Source organism: Cyanobium sp. L1E-Cus (assembly GCF_024345755.1).
In the GTDB taxonomy this organism is placed as follows: domain Bacteria; phylum Cyanobacteriota; class Cyanobacteriia; order PCC-6307; family Cyanobiaceae; genus Cyanobium_A; species Cyanobium_A usitatum.
The window spans coordinates 1-6,847 of sequence record NZ_JAGQBS010000030.1 but is presented as its reverse complement, the minus strand read 5'-3'; the positions used below and the strand labels follow the sequence as shown (position 1 = coordinate 6,847).

Here is a 6,847-nt window from a genome sequence, read left to right as displayed (position 1 = left end):
TGTGCGGTGGGCTCATCCGCCTTCTCACATCAGCTTTGACGGCCTCGCTGTAACGACGCATTGGTCATGTCCTCAAGCCCCCGGGTGTACTGATTAGGGGGTGACAACTTTCCTGAAACTGGGGGGGGCCTACCCCAGAGCAATGGCGATCATGCGGGCACTGGAGCGGTAGGCGAGTGTTTCGACTCATAGAGATAAAGGCGCATCGGGATGGCCGGAACCGATGCCGCGAAGCAGCGCAAAGTTCTGGAGGCCGCTTTCCAATTGGCGCTGAAGTTGCCTTACCGGGGGGCAGCTAGCTCGATCAAACCAGTTCTTGCGCTCTATGCGAAAACGGGTGAGTTTCACCGTGAGCCCGATTTCCTCAGCCAAGGCAACACTGTCAAAGCGCCATTCACCAACTTCCCGGCCGAATGCCAATGCTTTAGTGCCGAGCCAGTTATTTGCTGGTGAAGCGGCGAATCCGGGGCAGCGGCTGCCACGGAAATACACTTTTGTAATTTATCTATGTTGCAGGTTGAATGCGTTTCGCCAGACTTTCACTCGCTTCGTGTTTACTTCAAAAATCAAGGGGTTTGCTGATATATCTGCTCTAAACGCTCGCGGCTAAAATCGACGTAAAGCACCTCTTCGCCGAGCTGGGGAGCCTCTGGGTGAACCCTGCTGCGTTTACGAGGGGCTTGAAGGGAATCTCTCTGCTGGGAGCTACGCAAGTTTTGGGACATCAGCGCGAAGGCGCCGCCAGCGATAGCCGCAAAGAAAACCAAATAAATGACAGCCAGCAGGTCGTTCATCGGCGTTCCACTTTGCTGAATCTTAATATGAAGAAATATGAACCGTGGCTTTTTGGTCTGTTGGCGCGACGCTGAAATCCCACAGCAGCCGGGCCAGTGGGTCGGAGCAGGCCTCCGCGCTGGGTTGGCTGGTCTCAAAACGCAGCCGACCCGGCCCCACAACTCGGTTGCTCCAGTATTGAAATCCACTGGCGTGCGGTTTTGAGCCATCGGCGAGGCCGGCCAGCAGGGCGCCAGCCCTCTGGGGAGTTTCGGTGAGCCGCAGCAGGTCGCGAGCAACAAAGGCGAACAGGGCCTGGCCCACGGGGTTGTGGCTGCGGCTGTAGCGGAAGAAGCCCCCCTTACTGCGCGGGATCACCAGCCCCGGGCTCCAGGCGAGCACCGGCAGATGCGTGCCCTGCTCCCTCAGCCGCCGCTCCACCTCCCTTGCCATCAGCAGGTTGCAGAGCTTGCTGTCTTTGTAAGCCTTCTCGGCACTAAAGCTGTCGCTGCCATCAAGCATTAGCGCCCCAGGACCCTGACGCAGTCCGGCAAGATCCCCGAGGCCAGCCGGGAGGCCCACTTTTCCCCCGGCGCTGGTGGGGTCGTGCACCTCCGATGCGGTTATCACCAAGCGAGGGGCCTTGCTCCGGATCAACAGGGGCAAAAGTTGCTGCAGCAGGGCCTGGTGACCCAGGTGGTTGACGGCGATGGTGAGTTCAAACCCCTGGGCCGACCATCGGGGCTCGACCGTGCCGCTGTACTGCAAGCCGGCGTTGAGCACCAAGGTATCGATCGGCTCGCCCTTGGCCAGCAAGGCTTCAGCACAGCGCCCGATGCTGCTCAGATCAGCCAGATCGCAGCTAGGGGTATCGATCTTGTCGCTCAGGCGCTGGCGCAGAAGCGCGGCTGTGGTCCCATCCCGGCAGGGGATGGTGAGGTGGTGACCGGCCTGGAGCAGCAGGGTTGCCGCCTCAAAACCGATCCCGGAGCTGCCACCAGTGAGCAGGATGTTGCGTGACTCTCCAGCACTGCGCTCCTCAACGGCCATAGCCCCTATTCCCGGCAACACCCGATTCTGTAGATCCAAATGGCGGATCGCCAGGCAGCCGGCTTGGCGTCACGATGGCTATCTCAAGAGCGCAGCGATCCCCGTGTCCAGCACCGAGTTAGCCCCGGATTCCCTGGTTGAGCGGCTGGCGGGCGTTGCGGGGATGGGTCCGGGACGCCGTCGTTTGGTGCTTCTACTACCCCAGTTGGGGGATTTCGACAGCCTCGAATACGCCCAAGCCCTGGTTCCTGCCCTGCCGCAACTGGAGACTGCCGGGATCGCCGTGCTGGCAATCGGTATCGGCCAGGCTGCCGGAGCCGATCGCTTCTGCGAGTTCACAGGCTTTCCGCGCGAGCTACTGCAGGTTGATGCAGACCCGCGGCTGCACCGTGCCCTGGGCCTCTACGAGGGTCTGCGGCAGATCGGCGGCCCCTGGCCCAACCTGCTTTTGATGTGCGCCGGCATCGGCTCCCCCGGCACCTTGGCCGAGGTGCTGCGCGGCTACACGGGCGATCGGGCCGCTCCCCAGCGAATCGCCGACGAGGAGACCATCCAGGCCGGCCCCTTGCCACCTATTAAAGGTTCGTTCTTTGCCAGGGCTGGCGGGACCGGATTCCAGCGCCCCTTTGAACTAGCCACGGTTCGGCTGCGCAACATGAGCGAGGTGTTGGGCAACTGGCGCACCTACGTGCCCTGCGACGACTTTCTTACCCAGCGCGGTGGCACCTTCCTGCTGGAAGACGACGACACCCTGCTCTACAGCTACAAGGATCGCGGCATTCTCGGCTTTTCGGCATCCATGGCAAGGCCGCTCAGCTTCCTGGATCCTTACCTCGCCTGATTATTAACTGCCTACAAAGACAAGGCCGAATCCAATGGAAGCCCACGGGTCCTCGCCGCCCGGCCCTAGCCGCCTGGCCCTAGCCACATTGCGTTACAGTTCCCTTAACAAACCGCAACACTCATGACTGATTCTGCTTCCCGCTTCGGATTCGTTGAGTTTGCTGAAACCTGGAATGGTCGCCTAGCCATGCTCGGTTTCGTAATCGGCCTCGGCACTGAGCTACTCACTGGCCAAGGCATCCTTTCCCAAATCGGCCTGGGTTGATCACCATGGAAACCGATTACACAGCTGCAATATTCACCGTGATTGCCCTTGTGGTGGTGCTCGGTGGCATGACCACCTACGTGCTCAGTCGCCCCACTGACCTCACCCCGAGATCCTGATAGCTGTAACTCTCAGCATCGTTGAGCCTAATTCCTCCTTCTTCGTTGCAAAAAAATGACAAACACTCCGGCTGGCCGAGAATGGCTTAAGCATCGGGCCGAAGAATTGATTCTGTTGGAACAGCTCAAACGCGTAGAACTGTTCAACGGCCGAGCAGCAATGTTGGGTATCGCGATTGGCATCATCACAGAAGGGCTTACGGGCTCTGGTATCGCCCACCAAATCGGCCTCGGAGCGCTGATAGACGGTTACGCTGCCTGCCGCACACAGTTTCTTCCCTTCTGTTTCTGAGTCTGATAGCCGTGCCTTTGGGCTGCAGTGCTCTCAGTTGCGACCTCAATGTTGGGATCTTAGTGTTGGGATCTTAGTGTTGGGACAAGATTGCATTGCAGCGGGGCAATTTGCAGCCAAAACTTGCTGATCTCCAAGCGGCCCTTGAGGTGCCCCTGCCCCAATTATGGAGTCAGCTTGGTCAGCGGCAGCTAAGGCCAGAGCTGATGGATCAGCCCGGACTTGATCCTCTGGATCATCAGCAAGCATTACTTGGTCTAGCTCGCATCAATGCGTTGACCCGCAGCACTGCTTGCTTCTTTCCTGATATCCGTCGATTAGCAAAACTGAATCCTGCGCGGCGGTTGCGCCTCCTAGATGTGGCCTGCGGTGGGGGCGACACGGTGCGTGCCATCAGTCGCATGGCCAAGCGGGAGGGGATTGATCTGGAGGTGCATGGCTGCGACATCAGCGCTGAAGCTGTTTCCCTGGCAAGGGCAGCAGCTGAGGCGGAGGGATTGGAGACTCATTTCTTCCAAACCGACGCAATCAATTCCCCTCTTCCTGGCGGTTATCACCTAATCACCACCTCGTTATTTCTGCATCACCTCACGGAAGCCGATGCAGAAAGCCTGCTGCGATCTATGGCCGCCGCCACCCTCAATCAGCTGTTGGTGCACGACCTAATCCGCAGCCCCATTGACCTGCTGCTCACCTGGATCGGCACCCGGCTGCTGAGTCGCTCAGCGATCGTGCACATAGATGGACCACTCTCGGTGGGTGGTGCCTTTCAACTCGACGAGGTGGCGCAGCTAGCCGCATCGGCTGGCCTGGTGGGTGCCCAGATCACCCGGTTCTGGCCCGAGCGTTTCCTGCTCGCCTGGAGTCGGAATGCAGCCAATGCCTGAACTCGGACCGTTGCATATTTCGCCTTGCTGGGATGTGGTGGTAGTGGGTGCTGGACCGGCCGGCGCCCTTGCAGCCCATGGTCTGGCCAGTCGTGGCGTGCGCGTCTTGCTGGTGGAGCAGCGCCTCTTTCCACGCTGGAAAGTCTGTGGGGCCTGCCTCAGCCCCCAGGCCCTAGCAGCACTTAAAACAGCTGGACTTGGCAACCTAGTGGCGGCCCAGGGTGGTCTACCCCTTGAGCGGCTGCAGCTGGGGGTAGCTGGCCTGGTGAGCCCGCTCGCGCTGGGAGCTGGCCGGGTCCTGTCCCGCTCTCGCCTTGATCAAGCTCTGCTGGAAGCAGCTGTTGCAGTTGGTGCCACGGTGATGACGGGCACCCGAGCCGTACTGGGCGCCGCCGCCACCGGCTTAGAACCAGACCGGGAGGTGGTGCTACATAAAGGCACTACAAGGTGGAGTGTCCGCGCCAAGGTGGTGTTGATCGCGGCGGGTCTCAGCCACCGCGCCATCGATAACGAAGCTGAGATCAGCACCAGTATCGAGCCCCACAGTCGTATTGGCGCAGGGTGCGTACTTCCAGGGGAAGCTGCCGAGCTGCCGCCCGGTGTGCTGCAAATGGCTGTGGGCCATGGCGGTTATGTGGGTCTGGTGCGGGTCGAGAGCGGGGAGATAAACCTGGCCTGTGCCTTCGATCGGCCCATGCTGGGCTCCGGTGGTGGTGCGGCCCTGCTTTGCCAAAAAATCCTGGCAGAAGCGGGCTTTGCGACTCTGCCTGGCCTTAAGGAATCATCCTGGCAACTCACCGCAGCGCTCAGTCGTCACACAATTCCGCTTGCGGGTCACAGGCTGCTGCTGCTTGGTGATGCCGCCGGCTACGTGGAGCCCTTCACCGGTGAAGGCATGGGCTGGGCCCTGACCTCCTCACTAGCTGCCCTGCCTCTAGTGCTTCGCGGATTGGAGAACTGGGATGGCGCAATTGAGTCGGAGTGGCGGCGCCTGCACCGCCGCTGGGTGGCACAGAAGCAGAAATCATGCCGAGTGCTGGCAGTGGTTTTGCGGCACCCCAGGATCAGGTGGGGGCTGCACAGGCTGGCGGGGAGCTTCCCCTCGGTCGCCGGCTCCATGATTGGGCTTCTGCAGCGGCCCGCCCTGCCCTGCTCGACGGACTGATCAATCATGCCCCTGTCCTTGATTGGTCTTGGCACTGCGGTGCCCCAAAGGCGCATCAGCCAGCAAGAAGCCCTGGCCCTTGCACCGCAGATGGGCAACGCCAGCCCTCGTCAACAACGCCTGCTGGAGAGGATCTACCAGCGCTCGGGGGTGATGCACCGCCACTGCATTCCCCTGCCTGACTCCGGCAACCCCACAACGGCTGAGCGGATGAGGCGCTACCAACCGGCAGCGCTTGAGCTCGCCCTAGAGGCTTCCCGTCTAGCGCTTAAGGATGCCGCTATCGAGGCCAGCGCGATCACCCACTTAATCACCGTTTCATGCACGGGCTTCGGCGCCCCTGGCTTCGACCTCGCCTTAATCGCCAACCTGCCACTAGCCATGAATGTGGCCCGAACTCATGTGGGTTTCATGGGTTGCCATGGGGCGTTCAACGGACTGCGGGTGGCACGGGCCTTTGTGGAGGCTGATCCCAGTGCCTGCGTGCTGCTCTGTGCAGTGGAGTTGTGCAGCTTGCACTTGCAGGAGGGCTGGAACCCGGACCACATCGTGGCCAATGCCCTATTCGCTGATGGTGCCGGTGCGGTGGTGGCGGTAGCGGCCGATGGCGCTGGTGTGGGCTCAACCAATAAAAAAGGCTTACAGCTAGTCGCCTCATCCTCAACAGTGCTTCCCGGCACTGAAGACCTGATGGGCTGGATCATTGAAGATCATGGTTTTTCCATGGTTCTCTCATCCAAAGTCCCCAGTCGCATCGCCGCCCAGCTGCGCCCTTGGCTGGAGCAGTGGCTGGCGGGCCTGGGGCTGACATTGCCAGAAATAGAAACCTGGGCCGTTCATCCCGGCGGGCCCCGCATCCTTGGGGCGGTACAAGAGAGCGCCGGGTTGCAACCCGCCCAGATTGATCTCTCCACTGCGGTATTACGTCAATTCGGCAATATGTCGTCGGCAACTATTTTGTTTGTCCTGGATCGGCTGCGCACTTCACCAGACCAAAACGGCCCATGCCTGGCTTTGGGTTTCGGTCCCGGTCTCGCTGTGGAAGCGGCATTGCTCATGGTGCAAAAGGCCACCTGATTGCGGTTCTGACCACTGCTTTCCCATCCAGACTTCTTGTACAACTTGCCCAACCACCCAGCCAATAAAAAAGCCCCCTGTTGAGAGGTGGCTTCTGGGATTCCGTATTACCCAGCCGTAGCTGGGCTGTTGACTATCAACCGATTGCAGGTGCGGTCAGTGCCACGGGGGTGGCAGTAGCAGCAGCCAGGTCAAGCGGGAAGTTGTGAGCATTGCGCTCGTGCATCACTTCCATACCCAGACCAGCGCGGTTCAGAACGTCTGCCCAGGTGTTCACCACACGGCCTTGGCCGTCGAGGATCGACTGGTTGAAGTTGAAACCGTTGAGGTTGAAGGCCATCGTGCTCACGCCAAGGGCGGTGAACCAGATGCCAA

General features: G+C 60.4%; 9 protein-coding genes and 1 pseudogene. 7 read left to right on the top strand and 3 right to left on the bottom strand.

Annotation, left to right across the window (positions count from 1 at the left end; genetic code table 11):
* The first annotated feature begins 210 nt into the window (after positions 1–210).
* Positions 211–453: a hypothetical protein gene (locus KBZ22_RS14095; protein ID WP_255022458.1), complete on the top strand. Its 243-nt coding sequence runs from the start codon at positions 211–213 to the stop codon at positions 451–453.
* Between the two features lie 113 nt (positions 454–566).
* Here KBZ22_RS14095 and KBZ22_RS14090 read toward each other — a convergent pair whose 3' ends face one another.
* Together KBZ22_RS14090 and KBZ22_RS14085 are read right to left on the bottom strand one after the other, a co-directional pair.
* Entirely contained in the window at positions 567–794 is a 228-nt protein-coding gene (locus tag KBZ22_RS14090; RefSeq protein WP_255022457.1) for a hypothetical protein, read from the bottom strand.
* A 22-nt stretch (positions 795–816) separates the two neighbouring features.
* Positions 817–1,824: an SDR family NAD(P)-dependent oxidoreductase gene (locus KBZ22_RS14085; protein WP_255022456.1), complete on the bottom strand. Its 1,008-nt coding sequence runs from the start codon at positions 1,822–1,824 to the stop codon at positions 817–819.
* A gap of 163 nt (positions 1,825–1,987) precedes the next feature.
* Here KBZ22_RS14085 and KBZ22_RS14080 point away from each other — a divergent pair, with 163 nt between their 5' ends.
* The 6 genes from KBZ22_RS14080 to KBZ22_RS14055 all read left to right on the top strand — a co-directional run bounded on the left by KBZ22_RS14080 (position 1,988) and on the right by KBZ22_RS14055 (position 6,472).
* Positions 1,988–2,665 carry a peroxiredoxin-like family protein gene (locus KBZ22_RS14080; RefSeq protein ID WP_255022459.1) on the top strand — a complete coding sequence of 226 codons (678 nt, stop codon included), beginning with the start codon at positions 1,988–1,990 and terminating at the stop codon, positions 2,663–2,665.
* A 123-nt stretch (positions 2,666–2,788) separates the two neighbouring features.
* Positions 2,789–2,932, top strand: coding sequence for a chlorophyll a/b-binding protein (locus KBZ22_RS14075; RefSeq protein WP_255022455.1), 144 nt, complete (start codon positions 2,789–2,791; stop codon positions 2,930–2,932).
* Positions 2,933–3,106: 174 nt separating this feature from the next.
* Positions 3,107–3,343 carry a chlorophyll a/b-binding protein gene (locus KBZ22_RS14070; protein WP_254943026.1) on the top strand — a complete coding sequence of 79 codons (237 nt, stop codon included), beginning with the start codon at positions 3,107–3,109 and terminating at the stop codon, positions 3,341–3,343.
* 110 nt (positions 3,344–3,453) lie between these two features.
* Positions 3,454–4,230, top strand: coding sequence for a methyltransferase domain-containing protein (locus KBZ22_RS14065; protein WP_255022454.1), 777 nt, complete (start codon positions 3,454–3,456; stop codon positions 4,228–4,230).
* Positions 4,223–5,395, top strand: coding sequence for an NAD(P)/FAD-dependent oxidoreductase (locus KBZ22_RS14060; RefSeq protein WP_255022453.1), 1,173 nt, complete (start codon positions 4,223–4,225; stop codon positions 5,393–5,395). Before KBZ22_RS14065 ends, KBZ22_RS14060 begins: the two co-directional genes overlap by 8 nt.
* A 6-nt stretch (positions 5,396–5,401) precedes the next feature.
* The gene (locus KBZ22_RS14055; protein ID WP_255022452.1) at positions 5,402–6,472 is read left to right on the top strand and encodes a type III polyketide synthase; all 1,071 of its coding nucleotides are present in this window, start codon (positions 5,402–5,404) and stop codon (positions 6,470–6,472) included.
* A gap of 136 nt (positions 6,473–6,608) precedes the next feature.
* Here KBZ22_RS14055 and KBZ22_RS14050 read toward each other — a convergent pair.
* Positions 6,609–6,847, bottom strand: a pseudogene (locus tag KBZ22_RS14050) (photosystem II q(b) protein); the annotation flags it as partial.

Coding starts and splice junctions, on each gene's coding strand:
- KBZ22_RS14095 (WP_255022458.1), top strand. CDS start 211: ATGGCCGGAACCGATGCCGCGAAGCAGCGCAAAGTTCTGGAGGCCGCT.
- KBZ22_RS14090 (WP_255022457.1), bottom strand. CDS start 794: ATGAACGACCTGCTGGCTGTCATTTATTTGGTTTTCTTTGCGGCTATC.
- KBZ22_RS14085 (WP_255022456.1), bottom strand. CDS start 1,824: ATGGCCGTTGAGGAGCGCAGTGCTGGAGAGTCACGCAACATCCTGCTC.
- KBZ22_RS14080 (WP_255022459.1), top strand. CDS start 1,988: ATGGGTCCGGGACGCCGTCGTTTGGTGCTTCTACTACCCCAGTTGGGG.
- KBZ22_RS14075 (WP_255022455.1), top strand. CDS start 2,789: ATGACTGATTCTGCTTCCCGCTTCGGATTCGTTGAGTTTGCTGAAACC.
- KBZ22_RS14070 (WP_254943026.1), top strand. CDS start 3,107: ATGACAAACACTCCGGCTGGCCGAGAATGGCTTAAGCATCGGGCCGAA.
- KBZ22_RS14060 (WP_255022453.1), top strand. CDS start 4,223: ATGCCTGAACTCGGACCGTTGCATATTTCGCCTTGCTGGGATGTGGTG.
- KBZ22_RS14055 (WP_255022452.1), top strand. CDS start 5,402: ATGCCCCTGTCCTTGATTGGTCTTGGCACTGCGGTGCCCCAAAGGCGC.